Annotated in this window: 21 protein-coding genes; 4 read left to right on the forward strand and 17 right to left on the reverse strand. The window is 32.6% G+C overall.

The annotated features are described in order from the left end of the window. Positions 1-2: 2 nt before the first annotated feature. From H0I26_RS13390 to H0I26_RS13400, 3 genes are all read right to left on the reverse strand, one after another. The gene (locus H0I26_RS13390; protein ID WP_218699544.1) at positions 3-446 is read right to left on the reverse strand and encodes a hypothetical protein; all 444 of its coding nucleotides are present in this window, start codon (positions 444-446) and stop codon (positions 3-5) included. Positions 447-490: 44 nt separating this feature from the next. Further along, positions 491-922 (reverse strand): RrF2 family transcriptional regulator, encoded by a 432-nt coding sequence (locus tag H0I26_RS13395; protein ID WP_218699545.1) that lies wholly within the window; start codon positions 920-922, stop codon positions 491-493. 123 nt (positions 923-1,045) lie between these two features. Continuing rightward, complete coding sequence (locus H0I26_RS13400; protein WP_101018688.1) at positions 1,046-2,311, reverse strand: DUF2130 domain-containing protein; 1,266 nt, start codon at positions 2,309-2,311, stop codon at positions 1,046-1,048. 219 nt (positions 2,312-2,530) lie between these two features. Between H0I26_RS13400 and H0I26_RS13405 the strand changes: the two genes are divergently transcribed. Beyond that, positions 2,531-3,547, forward strand: coding sequence for an AAA family ATPase (locus H0I26_RS13405; protein WP_218699546.1), 1,017 nt, complete (start codon positions 2,531-2,533; stop codon positions 3,545-3,547). A 7-nt stretch (positions 3,548-3,554) separates the two neighbouring features. Here the strand turns inward: H0I26_RS13405 and H0I26_RS13410 are convergent, their stop codons facing one another. From H0I26_RS13410 to H0I26_RS13460, 11 genes are all read right to left on the reverse strand, one after another. Next, positions 3,555-5,966, reverse strand: a complete 2,412-nt coding sequence (locus tag H0I26_RS13410) for a S8 family peptidase (RefSeq protein WP_218699547.1) — start codon at positions 5,964-5,966, stop codon at positions 3,555-3,557. 216 nt (positions 5,967-6,182) lie between these two features. Beyond that, complete coding sequence (locus H0I26_RS13415; RefSeq protein ID WP_218699548.1) at positions 6,183-7,580, reverse strand: NAD-dependent succinate-semialdehyde dehydrogenase; 1,398 nt, start codon at positions 7,578-7,580, stop codon at positions 6,183-6,185. A 413-nt stretch (positions 7,581-7,993) separates the two neighbouring features. Continuing rightward, complete coding sequence (locus tag H0I26_RS13420; protein WP_218699549.1) at positions 7,994-8,869, reverse strand: YihY/virulence factor BrkB family protein; 876 nt, start codon at positions 8,867-8,869, stop codon at positions 7,994-7,996. A 73-nt stretch (positions 8,870-8,942) separates the two neighbouring features. Beyond that, entirely contained in the window at positions 8,943-9,449 is a 507-nt protein-coding gene (locus H0I26_RS13425) for a peroxiredoxin-like family protein (RefSeq protein WP_101018692.1), read from the reverse strand. 212 nt (positions 9,450-9,661) lie between these two features. Further along, a complete protein-coding gene (locus tag H0I26_RS13430) occupies positions 9,662-10,972 on the reverse strand; it encodes a DEAD/DEAH box helicase (RefSeq protein WP_101018693.1) in 1,311 nt (436 codons plus the stop codon). A 3-nt stretch (positions 10,973-10,975) separates the two neighbouring features. Beyond that, the gene (locus H0I26_RS13435) at positions 10,976-12,316 is read right to left on the reverse strand and encodes a DEAD/DEAH box helicase (RefSeq protein WP_218699550.1); all 1,341 of its coding nucleotides are present in this window, start codon (positions 12,314-12,316) and stop codon (positions 10,976-10,978) included. 179 nt (positions 12,317-12,495) lie between these two features. Then, positions 12,496-13,086 (reverse strand): DUF6515 family protein, encoded by a 591-nt coding sequence (locus tag H0I26_RS13440; protein WP_101018695.1) that lies wholly within the window; start codon positions 13,084-13,086, stop codon positions 12,496-12,498. 247 nt (positions 13,087-13,333) lie between these two features. Further along, positions 13,334-13,633, reverse strand: coding sequence for a hypothetical protein (locus H0I26_RS13445; RefSeq protein ID WP_218699551.1), 300 nt, complete (start codon positions 13,631-13,633; stop codon positions 13,334-13,336). Between the two features lie 358 nt (positions 13,634-13,991). Continuing rightward, the gene (locus H0I26_RS13450; RefSeq protein WP_101018697.1) at positions 13,992-14,237 is read right to left on the reverse strand and encodes a cold-shock protein; all 246 of its coding nucleotides are present in this window, start codon (positions 14,235-14,237) and stop codon (positions 13,992-13,994) included. Positions 14,238-14,617: 380 nt separating this feature from the next. Beyond that, positions 14,618-15,073: a cold-shock protein gene (locus H0I26_RS13455; RefSeq protein ID WP_101018698.1), complete on the reverse strand. Its 456-nt coding sequence runs from the start codon at positions 15,071-15,073 to the stop codon at positions 14,618-14,620. A gap of 208 nt (positions 15,074-15,281) precedes the next feature. Beyond that, on the reverse strand, positions 15,282-16,199 hold the full coding sequence (locus H0I26_RS13460; protein WP_218699552.1) for an EamA family transporter: 918 nt from the start codon (positions 16,197-16,199) through the stop codon (positions 15,282-15,284). Positions 16,200-16,289: 90 nt separating this feature from the next. Here H0I26_RS13460 and H0I26_RS13465 point away from each other — a divergent pair, with 90 nt between their 5' ends. Further along, the gene (locus tag H0I26_RS13465; RefSeq protein WP_218699553.1) at positions 16,290-16,565 is read left to right on the forward strand and encodes a DUF3817 domain-containing protein; all 276 of its coding nucleotides are present in this window, start codon (positions 16,290-16,292) and stop codon (positions 16,563-16,565) included. Between the two features lie 171 nt (positions 16,566-16,736). On the opposite strand, the gene H0I26_RS13470 is transcribed toward H0I26_RS13465, so the two are convergent. Both H0I26_RS13470 and H0I26_RS13475 read right to left on the reverse strand, forming a co-directional pair. After that, a complete protein-coding gene (locus tag H0I26_RS13470; protein WP_218699554.1) occupies positions 16,737-17,126 on the reverse strand; it encodes an acyl-CoA thioesterase in 390 nt (129 codons plus the stop codon). A 3-nt stretch (positions 17,127-17,129) separates the two neighbouring features. Next, the gene (locus tag H0I26_RS13475) at positions 17,130-18,017 is read right to left on the reverse strand and encodes a DUF72 domain-containing protein (RefSeq protein WP_218699555.1); all 888 of its coding nucleotides are present in this window, start codon (positions 18,015-18,017) and stop codon (positions 17,130-17,132) included. Positions 18,018-18,137: 120 nt separating this feature from the next. Here H0I26_RS13475 and H0I26_RS13480 point away from each other — a divergent pair, with 120 nt between their 5' ends. Together H0I26_RS13480 and H0I26_RS13485 are read left to right on the forward strand one after the other, a co-directional pair. Further along, the gene (locus H0I26_RS13480) at positions 18,138-18,554 is read left to right on the forward strand and encodes a glyoxalase (protein ID WP_218699556.1); all 417 of its coding nucleotides are present in this window, start codon (positions 18,138-18,140) and stop codon (positions 18,552-18,554) included. A gap of 8 nt (positions 18,555-18,562) precedes the next feature. Then, the gene (locus H0I26_RS13485) at positions 18,563-19,009 is read left to right on the forward strand and encodes a GreA/GreB family elongation factor (protein WP_218699557.1); all 447 of its coding nucleotides are present in this window, start codon (positions 18,563-18,565) and stop codon (positions 19,007-19,009) included. On the opposite strand, the gene H0I26_RS13490 is transcribed toward H0I26_RS13485, so the two are convergent. Then, positions 19,006-19,677: a DUF2461 domain-containing protein gene (locus H0I26_RS13490; protein WP_218699558.1), complete on the reverse strand. Its 672-nt coding sequence runs from the start codon at positions 19,675-19,677 to the stop codon at positions 19,006-19,008. The genes H0I26_RS13485 and H0I26_RS13490 overlap by 4 nt on opposite strands. Positions 19,678-19,772: the final 95 nt, after the last annotated feature.

Here is a 19,772-nt window from a genome sequence, read left to right on the forward strand (position 1 = left end):
TATTATCTAATTGTGTGAATGCGGAGTTTTTTAATACCATAAATAATTAAGCCTGTTACTTTTATTAATTCTAAAATAACATACCACAGATGCAGTTTGCTTGGTGGTACTTTTACCTGATTAATAATTAAACTTGCTCTAGCGTCTAAGGCTGGTAATACCCAAACGGTTTGAATAACAAGTACTACTAACGCTATTATTAAAAACGGTAACGCCTTAAAACGTTGTGGGTGTTTACTACTTAAAATTAAGAGTAGTATTAAAACGGCACAGGTAATCTCTACGCTATTAAGTGCTTTAAACACTAATTGCCCAATGCCTAAGCCTAACGCTGTGGTAATATTAGGTGCTTGAAATTTTAACCAAGCTTCCATAAAGCTTATTGCGCCTACAAAACCCACCCATATAAAAGTTAAAGCGATACTGTAAATGATTTGTTTTTTCATAATCGACTAAAAGACCTTTTTATCCTATTTATAACTAATTTTTTTTAACGTTTTAAAATAAAAGCTCCCAAACTAAGATCATCGACTAAAGCTTTTAGCGATGTACTTTCTAGCATCGCTTTTAAACTATCTCTAATCTCAATAAATTTAAAGTGTAAAGGACACGGTGAGTTTGCATCGCATTGTTTTAAACCTAAACCGCAGCCATTATATATAGCATCGCCATCTAGTAAACTTACAATTTCGCTAAGCTTAGTATCCATTTTATTATCCTCTATAAAAAAACCACCGTAGCGTCCTTTTATTGAGGTTAATATATGTGCTTTTGTTAATTGTTGTAGAATCTTGGCAGTAAATGCCGAAGGCGAATTAATCTCTTCCGAAATAGTGATTAAACCCACCTTCTCTCCTTTTGAGCTCTGTTGAGCCACAAAAATTACAGCGCGTAAACCATATTCGCAAGATTTTGAAAACATCTATTTCTTTATTTATACGGCAAATATAATGTTATATTTAATAGCGGACAAATTTATCCTTTATATTTTATTAATGACCTTTTTCTTTTAAAACACGAGATTAATACTGCCTAAAAGACACTATTATAAATCGTCGTCGTCGTCATCGTAACCTGGTAACTCCAATGCTTTAACAGACTGTATTGCATTTCCGGCAATCCCTTTAATGGAGCCATACATATCTATTGTATTGGTTACCACCTTTTCTATTTGCTTTTCTCTTTGTTTCCAAATACGTTGCATCGATCGTTTTTCGCTCTCTAAATCACTCTTCATTTGCGTAAACCCTTCTACAATCGCTTCAATTTGCATTCTAAACGTATTACTAGTTAAGTAATCGTATAACAAATCCATCTTGTCTCCTTTATTCTCTTGTGTGATTATAGCGTTATTAACTTGTAAGATTCCTTCTCTTAATACCGCACACAAGCCTTTAAACTCGTCGTAGTTACAAATCCAAATCCCATCCTTTAAACCCATACGGTCCATGTCTGATGGCATTACCTCGGTTACTAACACACCAATATTAGCACCTTTATCTCTAATGTCTGCTTTAAACTTTTCTATCCAGCTAGGCTGAAAATCTTTAGTACGTTTACTCTCGTAATAAATAGTACCACAGTTTTGCTCGGTTCTAGAATGTACAATCTGCAAACAGTCTCCACCTCTAGCGCCTTTTTTAATTTCTTCAATAGTATCTAACGGAAACTGAGCTGCCAACCACTCCTCTATTGCTAATTCTTGAACTTCACCTTGCAATTGCATCGACCCTTGCTCTTGCTTACGCTTCATCTCCTCGGTAAGCTTCTTCTGGTCTTCTAGTTGCTTTTGCATTTCTTTAAAACGCAATTCGTTTTTGTCTTCCTCAGATTTTTTAATTTTTTCCTTTTCAGAAATCAAAATCTCATTAAGCTTTTTCTGTGCTTCCGCCTCAGCAGCTTCTTTAAGTTCGCTTTTTTCCCTTTTAAGCTTTTCAATTTCTGCTTTAGAACGGTTTAATTCCTTGACTTGCTCCGACTTTTCGTTTAATTCTTTCTGTAACGCATCAAATTGTTCCGACTGCTCCTCCTTTAACTTAAGCTTAAGTTTGGCTTCTATTTCCTTTTTATCTTCTTTAAGCTGATTCTCTAAACGTTCTTGGAATAACACGTTCTCGCGCTTCTTCTTTTGTTCAAAATCATGTTGCGCTTGCTTTAGCTTTTCTTGCTGACCTTCGTATCGTTTCTTCTCCGCTGCAATTTGCGACTGATACTTTTGTTTTATTTCCTCTTCTAATTGATGCGATAAAATATCTTGAACATCTATGGAAGTCCCACAATTAGGACATTTTATTTGATTTTCGTTTTTCATTTGTTTTATGCTTGCAGAATGAGAATTTCGTGAACATTTAATAGTACTCGTAAAAATATAAAATAGATAGATAGTATTAATAGAATTAAACTTGATTTCTTATTTTTTTTGTTTTTTCGAGTAACAACAATGTATATCGATCATTTTATAATTAAAATCCAATATTTGTCATATATATTGCCATCTTTCTTTTAATTTTGTCATATATTTATATACATAGTGGGACAAATAGATTACATAAAGAAAATAGCTAAATTTGGATTAGAAAATGATCGTGAAAGCTTACTTAAATCTTTGAACGAATTCATTGAATTCTACAAAGAAAGTAAGAAAGTTAATCTTGCCCTGCAATTACAATCACTTTTAAAGGAATCAAACAGAAATAAAGGCTCCTTAACTAAAGTAGGATCTGATCATTATTTTAATCAACAAAGCGAAAGAGAAACTAATGATCTTTTTATTGATAAATTAAAGTCAGACTATAGATTAGGAAATTTAGTTATAAGCCCTGAAGTTAAAAATGAATTAATTCACTTTATTAAAGAAAATAATTCACTTGAACTTTTACAGAAATTTGACTTACCAGTTTCAAACAAACTTTTATTGCATGGCCCTTCTGGTTGTGGTAAAACTTTAGCGTCTTACGTCATAGCAGGAGAATTAGCAAAACCAATGTATGTTGTTAATTTAGGTGCAATCGTTTCTTCTAAGCTTGGAGAAACAAGTAAAAATCTTACCAAAGTATTTAAAAAAGCATCTCAAGAAGATAGTATTATTTTTATTGATGAATTTGATTCTTTAGGAAAAATAAGGGATTATAATCAAGATCATGGAGAAATGAAAAGGGTTGTAAATACAATACTACAACTTTTTGATTACCTACCTCAATCATCTATAGTTATTGCTGCAACTAATCAAGAAAATATGATTGATGAAGCTTTACTTAGACGGTTTGACGTCAATTTAGAATTTTCATTACCTAATAAACTTCAAATCGAAGAATTAATAAATCTAACACTAAAAAAAGGAAACTTTATAACTCCCTCTAAAACTTCATTAAATAAGATTATTAAACAATGTCAAAATTTAAGCTATTATAGTATTCAAAAAACTTTAATTAACGCTATTAAACGTACTTTGTTCAAACAATTAGACAATAAAGAATTGACACCCAAAATTGATATTTCTGTTTGGTCGGAATTAATTGAACTTGAAAAGAAAGCATTAAAAAAATAATTTTTATTTAAATGCCCAAGTCTAAGTCTAAACCTGTCTCAACATCACTTATTACATTTAAATTATTGATTTCAAGCATTTCATTGTAAAGGTTGTTACCTGTTACATTATTCAACTCTTCTTTTATATTTATTATTAAAGAAAACGCATGCTCATTATCATCCAAATATTGTAACAAATTTTCATCAACATTATCTTTTGTTAAGCAACGAATTGCAACAGCTACTTCTCCATTTAACGAAATAATATCTTTTGGTTGAAGCTTATACTGCTGACTTTGGACATTAGAGAAAAGAATATTCTCCTTCCCAAAATGATCTTCACTCCATGAAAACCCTTTTTTAGCTACTGTTTCTGTTGATTTTTTTGCAGAAATATCGTCTATCGAAATATTTTGCATCAAATTAAAAGACATATGTAATGGTAAATAACCTAAATGATTCCCTCTGTCTGGATAAGAACTATATGAAATTGATATTTTAAAAATCAACTTATTTCCAGTTTCAATAAGATATCTAGGTAAAAATATGGGAAGAGAAATTATTTCAAATGGTTTTATTTGATCCTCAATAACCATTGTTATTGAATTATTATCAGAAAGTAATGCTTGCTCTCTATCAGGAATACCATGTCCAACAAGTTTTTTTAATAAAGTCTCATTCTTTTCAAAAAGAGGTAATTCTTTAGATTTATAATAACTAGCACTATTTATCAATAAAGCCTTAATAGATTGTACTGATAAATCAGGATAAACTCCCTGTATTTCAGCAGCTATTGAAGTAATCAACGGTGTAGATAGACTAGTGCCTGCAGTTCTTCTAAAAAAATTATCATTAGGTCTAGCTAAAACTTCAATACCAGATTTGTCTCTCAAATAATCACCTCCATCAAACACCAAATCTGGTTTATTTAAATTTTTATTTTTTTGATTTCTATTAAAAGGTTGTGTATTCACTTTTTGCTCGTAATCAAAATGAAATTTACGTGTGTAATATGCAGGATAAATATTATTTGGAGTAATATCTGAATTATCATCTTCTTCCAAATTACCAGCAAGTGCTCCAATCGATAAATTATTAAGTGATTCTGATGGAGTACTGATATTGGTGTTTTCACATGTATGAACAGGTGAAGTAGAATTTAACTTATAATAGAAATTTGGATAATCATGATCACTATGTGAATCAACAGTTAATAACTCTCTCAAAGATAAAGGATCAAAATTACCAACTGAAATAAAAATTAAAACACCTAATTCATGTGACAAAATATCTAGCTCATAAGCAAAATCTGAAAAAGCTTCATTATATTTTTTAGGACTGAAGACTAATGACATATTAAAAAGTCGTATTCCTTTATCTTTGTTAGCCTTTCTTATTGCTTGAAGTAACATTGGAAAATCAATACCATCATTATTTCTATGTAATACTTTTATAGGTAAAACTTTACACTTAGCTACATACGACCCTTTCACAGATGAAGGCAAATCTTGACCAAATATTGCTAAACCAGACACTAAAGTACCATGACCAGAAACATCAATATCCGACTCTCTTGTAATGTTAATACCTCCATCAACAATTAAACCTTCAAATGGTTCAATCGTATTTATCCCCGTATCAATAATCCCAACAGTAGGAAGATTACTAGGTACATCTACTTTAAAACCATGTTCGGTTCTTAGCGTACCAAACATTCCTGGTCTAACATTAAATGCTCGCGAACTAGTTATACTTTGTACTATGTCGAAGTTTTGTTCAATAATAGTAATGACATCTTTATTTACTCGTTCCAAATAAAAAAGATCTTCATTCTCGTTTGTGGAAAATTGTAAGTTATTATCTTCTAAATATAATATCAACTTTCCTTTCTGAAGATTAGCAGTCTCAATTGATACTGATTGAATAGTCGAAAGAATAATATTATCTTCTGAACCTGTAATAGCTCTTTTATCTATAAAACGAAAATTATATATACTAGCAATTAAATTATGATCTTCGCCAGAATAAGGAACATCTTCTTCAAAACTAATTATGTATTCAATATCTATTTTAAACTTTTCAAATAAAACCTTTTCATTAACTTCAAAAACTACAGTTCTATTAAAATCACTGTATGATACTGGTAATAATCCATATTTTTGAAAAAAAATATTTTTCAAATCTTTGTTGAAAATCATAAAAAACCTAATTTCTATTAAATCAATATAGTTAGGGAATTCAATAATTCTATTCTCATATCTTTTATCATAAGTTTTATTAAAAGCAATGTAGTTTTCACGAAGCTTTACTACCTGAAACTCTTTGATTGTAGGCTCTTCTATCTTTTCTTCACTTACTTTTGGCTTCATTCCTCTTTTACGGTTAAAACCATTTTTATGATTTCTTTCATTATTGAGGTATACGTGCTTGTTACTCATATTTTAAAATTTATTAAGTCAATAAACTTAATGATTTAAATTTAATCTTTTTTAGAATAATTTAACTAATAAAGTTAGATTCTCAATGTAAATTACAATCTAATCAAATACATTCCTTACGGGAATCCTCATTCATCTAAAATTTCATTCTAAAACAAAAAAAAGACCAAGCTTTACAACTTGATCTTTTCAATATAATTACTCTTCTATTGTTTCTTATTTACTGTTATTTAGCATAATAGATTTAGAGTTTACAAATTCTCTAATACCAAATCCACCGTGTTCACGTCCATAACCAGAGTCTTTTACACCTCCAAATGGCATGTTTGGGTGTGCTAATCCGTAGGAGTTAATGTTTATCATTCCGGTATCAAAATGGTTTTTGGCCAACTGGATCGCTTTGTCTTCGTCTTTACTAAATATGCCGCCACCTAATCCAAAACGACTGTCGTTAGCAATACGCATGGCATCGTCATTATCTTTGGCTCTAATTAATGAGGCTACAGGTCCGAATAACTCTTCGCTATACGCTGGTTGTCCTGGTTTTACATCTCCCACTACTGTTGATGGGTAAAAATAACCTGTAACGTCTGGTATTTTTCCACCACATAAAATGGTTGCTCCGTTTTTGACACTGTCTTCTACTTGTTGGTGAATCTTGTCTCTTAAATCTTTTCTGGCCATAGGTCCTAATTTAGAATCCTTGTCCATCGGGTCTCCATAAGTAATGTCTTGCATCCCTTTTACAAAGGCGTCTTTAAATTGGTCGTATACTTTATCTACGACAATAAAACGTTTGGCAGCCACACAGGTTTCTCCGTTATTATAGGTACGTCCTACAATACTGGTTTGCACTGCTAAATCCACATCCGCGTCGTCTAACACTAGATACGCATCATTACTACCCAACTCCATGACTGTCTTTTTAATTACTTTTGCAGCCTTTTGCGCCACATATTGTCCTGCTTTTGAGCTTCCTGTTAGGGTGATACCTCTTACTAAATCGTGTTCGATAATTTTATCTGATGTGTCATGGTCTATAATTAATACCGTGAATAAGTCTTTTGGTAAGCCTGCTTTTTCAAAGACTTCTTTTAATTTTAAAGCTGATCCTGTGACGTTTTTAGCGTGTTTTAGTAACACACCGTTTCCTGCCATTAGATTAACGATGGCGTAACGCATGGCTTGGTACAATGGGAAATTCCATGGTTGAATACCGTAAATAACACCTAATGGTGCTTGTTGGATGATTCCTTTTCCGCCATTTTCCATGGTACGAACTTCGTCTTGTAATTGTTTGATGCCTTCGGTTGCTGTATACTCGCAAATACCGACACATAATTCTATTTCGTCATGACTGTGTTTTACTAATTTTCCCATTTCTTGAGTCATTAGTTTAGCATAGTCGTCTTTAGCATTGATTAACGCTTGTCCGATGGCTTTTATAACTTTAGCACGATCTTCTAATGGTTTTAATTTCCAATCTAAAAAGGCGTTGTGACAGGTTTCTACCGCTTTTATAGCTTGGTCCGCTGTCATGTATGTGTAATGTTGAATTTCTTTTTCTGTTGTAGGATTAATAGTTGCAAATCCTTTATCTGTGGTAGTACTCATGTGTTTTTAGTTTTAAATATTGTGTATGCTCTGCCTGGTCCATTTTGGACAAGTACTGTAATTATTGAGCTTGTATAGTTTGCCTTGTAGTAGTAACTATTTTGGGATTAGTAACCAAAGGACTTTGTTAGGTTTTTGGTAAAAGGTGTTGGATGGTATTGAGAGTTATCCAACTGAATGTATAGCGTGCTATGGTGCGTTGTCTATAATACTGAATCTGATAATGGCCTCCTTAGGTATTTGGTTTTGAGGCGTATTTTGTGCGTGTTCCAAACTATTCTGTTTCATTTTCTTTTCTGTTTTTATATACCTTAAAGATACGGACTATCTCTATCCTTATTGGTGCTTTTAAGACTACTTTATGATGGGTTTAGCGTAATTATAACAATAGATTAGCACCTTTTTGCCAGTTATTATAATTCTGAATGCTGTTTAACAAACCTATTGGAATATTGCCTTGTAAAATGTGCTCCAAATAATAAAATAAGACTGGAATAGGATACCCAAAGCATGATTAAAATTATAGATCCTGCTGCGCCATAAGTTGAGCCCGGTTGCATGGTACTAAAATATATAGCTAGTAAATATTTACCTAATAAGAATAAGACGGTGGTTAATAACGCTCCGACTCTAACCGATTGCCAAGGTATGGTTGCTGATGGCAGAAATTTGAACATGGCAGCAAAAAGCACGTAAATAAATCCAATCGAGACCAAAAAGTCAAAGACATATAAGTATTCAAAAAGGTTATCAGGAAGAATACGTTGTAAGCTTTTACCAAAGGTGCTTAATACTGAAGTTAATATAAAACTAGTTAGCAATAAGAATCCGATGATTAATATAAAACTAAAGCTTTTTAAACGACTTATAATAACAGCTATAATACCGTTTTCTGGCACTTCTTCTTGTTCCCAAATTTTATCTAACGACGATTGTACTTGAAAGAACACTCCTGTAGATCCATATAACAGGGTGGCAATACCAACACCGGTAGCAAATACAGATGTGGCTTCATTCCCTTTCCCTACGATCATTAATCTAATCGATTCCGCAGTATCCGGTCCTAGCGCTTCTGTAATCTGTCCTAGTAATTCGCCTTGAACAATGTCTCGCCCCCAAAACGCACCAACGACATTTAAAATAATGATCATTAATGCAGGTAGCGACAAAATAGCATAATAAGCTACAATGGCGCTACGTTCAAAAGGTTCTCCTGCATACCAAGCACGTGCTGTACTAGCCACTAGTTTAGGAAAATGAACCAATTTAAATGATGTGCTTTTGTTCATATTATTTATCCTTTACTTATTCCTGACTAGTGTTATGACGTGTTATACTCGGTTTTAATCTGTTTTTATAGCATTACGCTTCTCCTCTTGCAGGATAATCCGCTTTTAAGATATAATCAATACCACCTAAGACATCGTTAAAACTAGGGCGTCCAAATGGCATGGATTGGATAGATTCCCAATACACGGTTTGGTCTGGTGTGATTAAAAACAATCCAGGTTCTGTAAATAATTCTGGTTCTTCTTTTATACCTGTAGAGATGAATAATCCCCATGCTCTAGCGTCTTCAATAGAAAACCCATACCCTAATGGTATGTTTGGAATATCCCATGCTTTATGTGTTGCTTTTGCCACGTCTTCTGTATCCGCACTGATAGCAATAACATTAACACCGCGGTCTGTAAATTTATCTAGTTTACGTTCTAAATCTTCTAACTGAGACTTACAAACTGGACAGTGTTTTCCTCTATAAAATAACACTAATGTGAAGTGTTCTGGCGACTGTTCGCTTAGCTTCCACGTCGTATCATTTACTAATTGGATTTCTAATTCTGGTGCTTTTTCTCTTGGTTTAATCATTTTTATATGTTTTTGATAATATGCTAGTTACAACTATTAAGTTAAACTTTTACATTACATGTTTATGTTCTACTGATTACAAAGATAAGAACAAACAACACCTCTTGTATTATACAATTACCGATGACTGTTACATGATTTACACCTTTGGGTAGAAACAAAAAAAGGGCTGCTAAAATAGCAACCCTTTTCTTCATTTATGTTGTGTCCTTCTAAATGGTATGGATACGTACTTTTTTCTTTTTTAAACGGGTATTATTCGTTTTAGCAATAATACTTTCAGCTTTAGCTTTAGGTACCGCAACAAACGCACAATCCTGCTTTAACTCGATAATACCAATTTCTGATTTTTCAAGATGACATTGTTTAAACAACACACCTGCAACATCACCTTTAGAGATTTTATCTTTTCGTCCTCCAGAAATAAATAACGTCACCCACTCTGTTCCTAACGTCTTAACGGTTCCTTTTGGAGTCACAGTGTCATCAAACTTAATAAAGTCCGGTAGACGCTCTCCTTCCCATTGTATAACGTAAGAGGTTCCTTCTGCATTCATACGCGCAGTACGACCATTACGGTGTGTAAACTCTTCTGCCTTTAGTGGGAGTTGGTAATGGATAATATAATTTAACTCCGGAATATCTAAACCACGCGCTGCTAAATCTGTCGCGATAATAATTTGATGGGTTCCGTTTCTAAACTTTATTAAAGCACGCTCTCTGTCTATTTGCTCCATTCCCCCTTGGAAACACCCATGCGGAATGTCGTTTTTATCTAAAAAGTCGCTTACAAACTGAATCGTGTCTTTATAATTACAAAAGATAATCCCTGGCTTGTTCCCTATATCATGCAATAAATCGACTAAGGTCTGTAGTTTGTTTTTATCTGGAGAGATCACTTGCTTGATTGCTAGATTAGTGACTTCTGTATCTGAATAATCAATAACCAATTCGTTTTCTAAACCTACAAAACGCGGAATCTCCATGTCTTGTGTTGCTGAGGTCAGAATACGTTTTTTGATGTGCGGTAGGTTATTGATAATCTCGCTCATTTCCTTTTCGAACCCCACTTCTAGAGATTTATCAAATTCGTCTAAAACCAACGTATTAATATCATCCACTAAAAACGTTTCACGTCTTAAGTGATCCGCCACACGACCTGGCGTCCCTACTAGGATGGCTGGCGTGTGCGCTAATTCGATTTTATCTTTACTAAAATGGCGTCCGCCATACACGGCATTAGCTTTAAAACCAGTCCCCATAGTACGGATGACCTGTTCTATCTGAATAGCCAACTCACGAGACGGTACTAAAATTAGTAATTGTACATTTTTACAGTTAGTATCTAGCGCTGCTATGGTTGGCAATAAAAAAGCCAACGTTTTTCCTGTTCCCGTAGGCGACAACAATACCGTGTTTTCTGCATTTGTAATAGACAACAACGCTTCCTCCTGCATTGGATTAAGCGTTTTGATATTTAGTTTATCTAAAATATCCTGCTGTACTTTTATATAACTACTCATTATTTATTTCTTCTTTTTTTTCTTAACCACCTCTTGCTTGTCTACAATAGTATTGTTTTCGGCAATGTAATTGGATAAGATTTTATCTACTAATTCTTCTTTTGTTAAATGATGAAAAATAGTTTTTACTTTCGCTTTAAAATCTTCTGGAATCGCTTTGTTTGGCTTGGTTTTAAAAATCTTTCTTGCCCAAAGTAATCCGTTATTTTCCTCAATACTTTTAGCGTCTGCTTTTTGGTATTGTTTGAATGTAATCCCTAATTCGTCTTCAAACTCTGGAATCTCTTGTACTTCGTCCTCCTGAATCACACTTAATGCTAATCCTTTAGCTCCTGCTCTAGCTGTACGTCCACTTCTATGCACATACGCATCATACGTATCTGGTAAATGATAGTTAACAACAAACGCTAAGTCTTTAACATCAATACCACGCGCTGCTAAATCTGTAGCGACTAATATATTAATATGACCCTCTCTAAACTGTCCCATAATACGATCACGAATCCCTTGAGATAAACTACCGTGAATGGCACCAGATGAGAATTTATTTATCGCTAAGTTTTTAGCTAACTTATTAACGGCTGCCTTAGTCTTACAAAACACAATACCACGTTGCCCCTCATGCGTGTTTAAAAAATGCATTAATATATTTAATTTCTCGATAGGCTCCACAACCACATATTGGTGATCGATCCCTTGGTGACCAATTGTTTCCATATCAGCTTCAATAGTCACGACTTTTTTAGCCAAACTATTTTGTACCAATTGCTTGATTGTACCAGGCATGGTTGCTGTAAACAATAATGTTCTTCTTGTTTTTGGTAATGCTTTTATAATAGCATCTACACCTTCCTTGTGCGCGCTAACCATCTCATCCGCTTCATCTAAGACAAAATACGTGATCTCTTTAACGTTTATCGCGTTACGCTCTATCAAATCGGCTAAACGTCCTGGAGTCGCCACAACAATATGTGTGGTGTTTTTAAGGGTTTCTATTTGTGGTTTTATTGGAATACCTCCAAAGACACCAGCAATAGTAACGCCCAAACTAGTGGCGTTAAAGGCTTCTAAGTTTTTAAATATTTGTTGCCCTAATTCTCTTGTTGGTGCTAATATAACCGCTTGGATATTGTTTTTAGTAACGTCTATTAACTGTAATAAAGGCAATCCAAAAGCAGCTGTTTTTCCGGTTCCTGTTTTTGCAATAGCAACAACATCGTCTGTATTATTAAGAATTACAGGGATGGCTTTAGATTGTATATCTGTTGGCGTTGTGATTTGTAAATCCGCCAAAGCACTCTGCAATGCTGTATTAATACCTAAACTAGAAAACTGTTGTGACATAAATTATAATTTTATGCAAAGATAGTAGAGTTTTATTGGTTTAGCAGATTTAAATGTTGGGATTTAAAACACTCTGTTTAACAGTAATGGCTAATATTATATTTAAAAACAAAAAAAAAGAGGATAATTATAAAATTACCCCCTTTCCATTATTAAAAATCAACCAAAATTTCAATAATTTAATCCATGTCTATAATTCCTACAACTTCGTAAGCTCTTGCTCCATTGACTTGTGTTTTTTCGTATAACACATTTGCATATTCATAATAAGTCTCATCATTGATAACCACTTTTTCATAATCGTCTGGTAACTCATATACAAGCGTTCCTACTTCTGGTTCAACAACCTCATATTCATTATTTACTTGCACATAAAAAATACCATAAGCGTTATAGTAATTATGATTATTATAACGAATTCTTTTAGAATTTGTAGGTAACACTTTAATTTTAAACCCAACCTTTGGAGCGATAGCAATATAACGTCCTCTAGATTGCGTGTAATATTTATTGTTAGCATAATAATAGTTATGCCCTTTGTGTACAATAACAGTTCTGTTTGGTACAGTTCTAACAGAAACAACTTTACGTTTAGGTGTTTTATAAACAACAGCCTTACTAGACACTCTCGTGGCTATCGTGCGTTTTTTTGCTACTGTCGCTTTTGTTGTTTTAGCTCTAGTATCGCGTTTTGATTGTGCAGAAACCTGTGTTGTTAGCGCTATTAAAAAAGCGAATGGTACTATGTATGTTTTAATTAATGCTTTCATAATTTTAAATTTTTAAGATTACACGTTATTTAATACTTTGATTCTATTTACTAGTAATAGTTTAAAGGTATCTGTAAAAAACATCTTAAAAAAAGCAACTAGACGGTTGGCTAAATTGTATCGACTAATTGGACGATTTTAAAGACCGTACAATTTCAATCTTATAAAAACATGTTATTTATAACACAAAAAAAAGAAGGTACACCCTTAGGCATACCTTCTTTTAAGACTAATTTCAAAAAAAATATTATTTCAACAAACTCAACAAACCTGTTAATTCTGTAAGATTTAAACTTGAATTACTATCAGTATCTAACGTATTAAAATTTTCTGATACTGAACCTACTGCTTCTGTAGAACTAATAGCTTCATCCTTATTAGTATCTAATAAACTAAACAGGCTAGAAATTTGTTGTACTGTAGAATTTGAACTTAATGAGCTTAATAATGTTACTGCAGTCGATACATTTGATGTATCCATATTTTTAACGCTATTACAACTAAATAAACTGATTGCTATAACTAATGATAGTGCTACTTTTTTCATGATTTGTATTTGTTTTTTTATACAGTGGTAAAAGTAATTACACCTCTATTGTTATAACTAAAAAACAAAGGTGATTATTGATTAATCTATCAAGTGTACATTTTATCAGACCAACTGAAAACATTTTAAGTATTGAGGGGAGCTTTAGATTAATATCTGTTGGCGTTATGCTTTGTAGATTTGTCACACGCTGTAATACACTATTCACTTAGACTAGAAGATTGTGACCTAAATTATAATTTTAAGCAAAGACCATAGCCTTTTATTAGTGTAACAGATTTATAGTCGAAATATTACTGCACAAAAAAAGCCTATTAAAATAATTAATAGGCTTTTATAATACGTTGCGTGGTTGTAATTACTTTTTGCGTTTTACGTTTACAGCATTTAATCCTTTTTCACCTTCTTCTAAATCAAACGTCACTTTATGTCCTTCGCGAATCTTATCTTTTAATCCAGTAACATGAACAAAATGCTCTTTATCTGAATCTTTTTCTGCGATGAACCCAAAACCTTTAGAATTATTAAAAAACTTTACAGTCCCTTCTTTACCAGTCTCGCTTTTCTTTGAACCAAATAATTTACTTATTAATTTTTTTAACATTGTTTCCGTTCTTTTAATTTGTGTTTTATTATACTACAGGAGCAATTTCTTCTTTTACCCGATAATTAAAGCGTTTTCTATATAATCCCACACCTGCACTATTAATTTCTTTACATAATATGGCATTGCAAACGCTGCTTCTGTTTCGGATACAATATTAGTCATTTTTTTTAATTTACATGTCAAACATCGGTAAGAACGTGATGTTCTTCCTGATAATTTAATGTTACCCTTTACAAAAACGACCTTTTACCGTTTGAAGCCAAGTAACTTGTCGTCCGTAATTATTATTTATACTATGCCCCTATTTTAGAGCTGTAAAACAAAAAACCCATTAAGATTAACTCTTAATGGGTTTTAATCTAAATGTTATTGTTAGATTATATTTTCTTCACTTTTACAGCATTCATACCTTTCATTCCTCTTTCAAGTTCAAAAGATACTTTATCGTTTTCTGCAATTTGGTCTACTAAACCACTGACGTGACAGAAATATTTCTCGTTGTTTTCTGTATCAATAATAAACCCGAAACCTTTAGAGGTATCAAAAAATGATACTTTACCGTTTCTTACTGGATCTTCCTCTTCTCCTTCAACTTTTTTAGGTACTCCTAAAACAATTTCTTCTGCATCAATCTTTTCTTTCAACTCTGGATCCGGCGGAGTGTCCACCAAGTTACCATTGTAGTCTACGTATGCAAACTGTATACCATCAGAACCTCCGTTAGCTTCTTTATCAAGCTTACGAGCTTCCATCTTCTTACGCTTATCTTCTCTTTTCTTTAAGCGTTTTTTTTCTTTTTCACTTTTATTAAATGTTTGTTGCGACTTAGCCATTAGCGTTATTAAATGTGTGTTTTAAATGAATTCATTTAACAAAAAGTAATTAAAAGCTATGTTCTGCTTAACGATTCTAAACTACTTAAAAGTGAGATTAAGGAAAGGTTTACTTGCTTAAATGAGCTACAAAGATAGTAAATTTTTAAATAATTGTATATTAACTCTTTATCCTAATTACAATTAATTTTAATATTAGTAAAAATACCTACTTTTTAAACCGTGAAAAGATGACTATTTTTTTCTTAGAATTGATAAAATAAACCCCTGTTAATAAAATTAAAGCAGCGACTATAGATTGCTGACTTAATTGCTCTCCCAAAACATACCATCCTAAAAATAATGCAATCACAGGATTAACATAAGCTGAGGTTGCCACCTTCTCTGTCGGGACTTCTTTTAGCAAGTAATTAAATGCTGTAAACGCCACAATACCACCAAAAACGATTAATAATAACATCGCACCTTGTGCTTTACTACTCCACGCCATCGGCGTTTTCCATGTTTCGTTAAAAATTAAACTTAGTGACACTAAAAACAAACTGGCAAATAGCATTTGATAGCCTGTCGCCACAAAAAAACTTTTTGGCAAATCTGCTTTAGACACAAAAATACTGCCATAACTCCAACTTAAGACACAAGTAAAAATCATGACAATTCCAATAATACTATCCTTATTAAGTTTTAAAGTATCCTGACTAACTAGCAAGTACATTCCTACAAAACCGAACAAAACACCAATAATAGATTTTGTTTTTATTTTAGAACCATGTAGAATTCGCATTAAAAAGATAACAAATAACGGTTGTGTTGCCGCAATCAATGCTGCAAAACCACTATCAACATAACGCAGTGCCCATACAAACACACCATTACCATAGACCAGAAATAAGAAACCAGCTAATGCCGAATTCTTTAATTGTTTTGTTGATGCCTTTAATGACAATTTTAAGCCTTTTGCTATTATAAAAATTAATAATCCAGCACAGAAAAAACGAATCGCTGCTAAATAAAACGGCGCGACTTCTGAAACGACAATCTTATTAAGTAAATATGTAGATCCCCAAATACAATAAATCGAAAAAAAAGCAAGTACAATAAGTATAGATTTTCTAGTACTATCCATAGAATTAATTTTAAACGAAATTAATGATTAATCATTTATAAATCATAATTTGAAAAACAATATTTATCTTTGTAAAAAAAGGTCTTTATTATGCTAAAAACGTTCCGTATTGTTGCTTTATTAGAAGGTGTATCTTACCTATTATTAATGGGTGCATCTGTGTATAAAAGATTACCTGGAGGCGATGATGCTTTTGTAAAATTACTAGGATATCCTCATGGTTTTCTGTTTGTTCTCTATATCCTAATAGCTTTTTTAATTAAGCCAGATCAAAAATGGTCTTCAAAAGTATTTGGTATTATATTATTAGCATCTATACTTCCTTTTGGGACCTTTTATATTGATAAAAAATATTTAAAAGCGTAGGATTTCAAGCACCCTAAAAAAAATAGCATCTTTAAAAACAATACTGTTGTTTTTTAAAGATGCTGTAGAAGTCTTTCTTATTAAGTTATGCATAGTAAACAAAACCGCTTACTAGCAAGGCAATTTTAAATCAGAATTATATAACTTACAATGAAGCGATTAGCAGAATACTTATTCTGCCAATCTATCTTTTATAAATTCAGTTTTAGTTTTACCATGTGCCTTAGGATTACCATCGGCACCTAAATTAACCATAATAATATTTTCTACGGTAATAATCGTTTCGCGATTACGCATGTTTCTAACCTCACAGTTTAAAGAAATAGATGAGTTTCCGAATTTTTTAATTTCCATCCCTATTTCAATAATATCCCCTTCTACAGCCTTACTCATAAAGTTAATTTCGCTCATATACTTTGTCACTACTTTATTGTTTTCCAATTGTATGATTGTATATAATGCTGCTTCCTCGTCAATCCATGCTAATAGTTGACCTCCAAATAATGTTCCGTTTGGATTTAAATCTTCGGGTTTTACCCATTTTCTTGTGTGAAATCTCATATTTTAAAATAAATTTTGTTGTAAATTTTCGTTTGGGATTTTTAACGAATATCCCAATTCGCTATTTAGTTTTTCTGTGAAATACGCCGATAATAAAGGCGATTCTTTTTCAATATTTTGATGAATAAAAAAATTAATCTCTTTAACCCCTTGTGTTTTCCATAGTTTTAGACGGTCGATCCAATCATCTAATCGCGAGTAGTCGCTCTCATGATTGGCACCTACATATCTTACAAAAGCAGTGGTGTTGGTTAATCGCATGTGCATTAAATCTCTTCTTCCCGCCGTATCCACAATAATATTAGACACGTTATTAGCTTCTAATAATTGATACAACTCTTCTGCAACCTTTGGGTCGTTAAACCAATCGGTATGCCTAAACTCTACCGCTAAAGGAAGTTGCTTCGGCCAACTTTGAATAAAAGCAACCACACGATCAAAGCCTTTAGGTGAAAAATTTGAATGCATTTGCAAAAAGATAGTCCCTAGCTTTTCTTTTAAATGAACTGCCGACTGTAAATAATCTTCGACAACAGCCTGAACCTCATGCAACCGTTTATAATGACTTATCTCTTGAAAAAGCTTTGGAAAAAACTTAAAATTCGAAGGTGTTTTATCGTACCATTTCGAGAATTGCTCAGGCGGAAAAATACGATAGAATGTTGCATTTAACTCAATAGCATTAAACTGTGTCGCATAGTACGCCAGCTCGTCCTTAGTGCCTTTAGGATAAAATCCTTTTAAATCGGCTTTATTCCATTTAGCACAACCTACAAAAACTTCGGGAATAGTAGCATCCTGAACCTTGTTTAACACACGCTTTGTATCCTTATGATCACTAGGCAAGGTCAAATCTACAAGTTCTGGGTTAGGTACGTTTCCAAATGTCATGCTACAATTACTTTATGTAAAAATACGATATCTTGATTGTTAACAACACCGTTAAAAAGTATATTTTACTATACTACTATTGGTATTTATTATTGATATTTTTAATAAAACTTAATTATTATGACTGGAAGAGACACACAACTGTTAGCGATTAGACCCATTATAGATAGTATAATTATTAGACCGGACATGAGCGTTGAAGAACGGTTTCAAAATGAAACACTTAGACCTATAATTAAACTTCAAAACGATTTATTACTCGCCATTTTTAGCAATTATATAGCGAAACATAAAAATGTTTTCTATCAGTTAACTATCGATAAACGTTTGAGTTATATCGAAAACGCGACCCAAAAAGACATTAAGTTTAGAAATAATTTAAAAGGTGTAATAATTGGTCAATTTACTGTATTAGAATATGAAAATTATAGACTACATTCGTCCGCTTTAAATAAGCGTATGATGACCATTGTCAAACAGCGTTTACAAAGCAATATTCAATTATTCGAAAAACCAAAAACACTAGAAGCTTCATAGGCTAAACAATGACAATTAAACAACAACTTTTGCAAATTTGTAATCAACATGTTGCACAGCGCATAACGGATTACACCAATGAAATTGAACTTATAAAAGAGTCGATTGATAGTAACGACAAAGGAGGTTCTGAAGGAGACGATTCCGGAAATGGCAAACTTTTAAATGATCTTGAAAAAAACATGGTTTTTCTTAACGATGCCCGTAAAACTCAAGAGTATCTAAAACTAGTTAAAGCTAATTTATTAACAACTACAGCTGCCTTAGGAAGTCTTGTAAAAACAGATAGTTTACAGTTTTTTATGTCTATAAGTGTTGGAAAAATTGAGATTGACGACCAGATTTACTACGCGATCTCTTTACAATCTCCAATAGGTCAATTGCTACAACAAAAGTCTACAGGAGATACGTTTGAATTTAATGGTACTAAATATACTATAACCGACGTGGTTTAATCTTTAATTAAAGAGACACCATTTAGGTCTGTGGTTAGCACATCACTCATATAATCAAAGAATGGTCTGATTGTTTTAAAATCGTCACTCACTTTTTGAGCAAATCCTTCAGCAATAACCTCTGCGTCAGTATACTGTTTTGTGAAAATGAATTGTTTCTTTTTAATCAAATCAATTGCAGGGTGGGTTTTATCAAAATCTCTTGGTGCGGTTTTAAGCTCCTCGCCTTCTAACGCTCCCCATACAGATTGTAATGGATGGTCATTAATAATACTTCTTATCTCTTGATCGTCCATTTCAAACTCTTTTCTGATTCGTAATAAATCTTCTTTTTCAGGACTCCAAAAGCCAGTGGCTATAAAATTATTACCCGGTTGGATTTGCATATAATACCCGCCTCTTAATCTAGGTTTTACTCTATGGAATGCAGCACCAAAATTATTTTTATACGGTTGCTTATTTTTAGAAAACCTAACGTCTCTATAAATCCTAAAAACCTTAAGTTTTTCAAATTCATCATGAGCTTGTATATTACTATAAACCGCGTTAAACAATACCTTTACAGACTTTAAAGCCTGGTCATATTCTGGTTTATTATCTGCAAACCACTCTCTATTATTGTTTTTTTCTAATTTTTTAAGGAAATCTAAAGCTACTGTAATACTCATAAAATATAGTTATTGTATAAAAATACAAAAGTCCTAAATTTAATTAGGACTTTTGCTGCTATTAATCCAATACATTTTGGAACATATTAAATTAT

The organism is Olleya sp. HaHaR_3_96, from assembly GCF_019278545.1.
Classification (GTDB): Bacteria; Bacteroidota; Bacteroidia; order Flavobacteriales; family Flavobacteriaceae; genus Olleya.